This window comes from Ruegeria sp. AH12 (assembly GCF_056541465.1).
Genome location: NZ_JBQFYL010000050.1, coordinates 1 through 1,475, shown reverse-complemented (window position 1 = coordinate 1,475; position 1,475 = coordinate 1). Strand labels below are relative to the sequence as shown.

The following is a 1,475-nucleotide window of genomic DNA, read 5'->3' as shown; positions in this document are numbered from 1 at the left end:
TATGTTCAAACGCGCAGTGGATTGGGAACGGCAAGAGAAACGCAGCCGGAAACAACGTGCCGATAAATGGCGTGAGGCAAGGTGTCTCATAGCTGTAGCGGCTTGAGATCATAATCCGTTGGGCGCGAGATCATCGCTGTTTCTGGCTCAGATTATTTGAGACTATAATTCGATTTGGTGTCTTGGCCCCCTAAAACTGTGCCACAGTTGGCTTAGTTTTGGAGACGGGATTGATGGCGCGGAAACGGTATTCGGACGAAGATATTCTGCGGCTTTTGCGCGAGATTGAGCTGGGCCTGGCATCTGGTTCGGATGTCGCGACGGCGTGCAGAACGGCTGGTGTCAGTGATGCGACCTATTACACATGGCGCAAGCGGTTTGGTGGGATGGGACGATCTGAGATGGCCAATCTGAAGGCGCTGCAGAAAGAGAATGATCGGCTCAAGAAAATCGTGGCTGAGCTTGAACTGGACAAACTCATTCTCAAGGAGAGCCTTGATTATCTAAAGCCAAAGGCCTGACGGCAGACCAGCTTCGTCAGGCCGTGGTCCACACCCGACAAAAGCTGGCAACCTCTGAACGGCGCACCTGTCGCGTGATTGGATTGGCGCGGAGCACGCTGCAATACCGCGCAGCGCCAAAGGATGATGAGGCGTTACGTCTGGCGATGATCCGATTGGCCAAACGGTATGGGCGCTACGGCTACCGCAAGGTCGCCGAGCTGCTGCGTGTCGAAGGCTGGGCAGTCAATCATAAAAAGATCGAACGACTATGGCGCGAAGAAGGCTTGCAGCTCCCACAACGGCACAAGAAACGCAAACGGCTGTACCACAAGGACAGCTCGATCATCCGGCTCCGACCGCAACATCCCAATCACATCTGGAGCATTGACTTTGTCCACGACAAGCTGAGCAACGGACAGAGCTACAAGATGCTGACGGTGCTGGATGAGTATACCCGTGAGGCGCTCTGCGTAGCGGTCAAGCCGAAGATGAACAGCGCAGACGTGCTGGATGCGCTCTACCCACTCTTATTGCGGCACGGGAAGCCCGAACACATCCGTTCCGACAACGGCGCGGAGTTCATCGCAACGGCCCTGCAGACCTGGTTAAGAAAGGTGGGCATTAAGCCGATCCAAATCTACCCGGGATCACCTTGGGAGAATGGATACAACGAGCGCTTCAATGGCACTCTGCGCCGGGAAGTCCTCAACGCAGAATGGTTCCACACCACCAAACAGGCTCAGATCGTCATCAATACCTGGCTTAGACAGTACAATCGTGTCAGACCCCATCAGGCTCTAAACATGCGACCGCCCGTTCCAGAAACCTTGCTCAAAACTGGCCCATAGAATTGGGGCTGGACAAAAGTCGATATAGCGTCGCCCGGGATCACCTTGGGAGAATGGATACAACGAGCGCTTCAATGGCACTCTGCGCCGGGAAGTCCTCAACGCAGAATGGTTCCACACCACC

The 1,475-nt window shown here is 54.8% G+C and carries 2 pseudogenes; both read left to right on the top strand.

The annotated features are described in order from the left end of the window. Positions 1-233 precede the first annotated feature (233 nt). Positions 234-1,351: pseudogene (locus tag ACR0EL_RS21480) on the top strand (IS3 family transposase). A gap of 34 nt (positions 1,352-1,385) precedes the next feature. After that, positions 1,386-1,475, top strand: a pseudogene (locus ACR0EL_RS21475) (integrase core domain-containing protein); the annotation flags it as partial.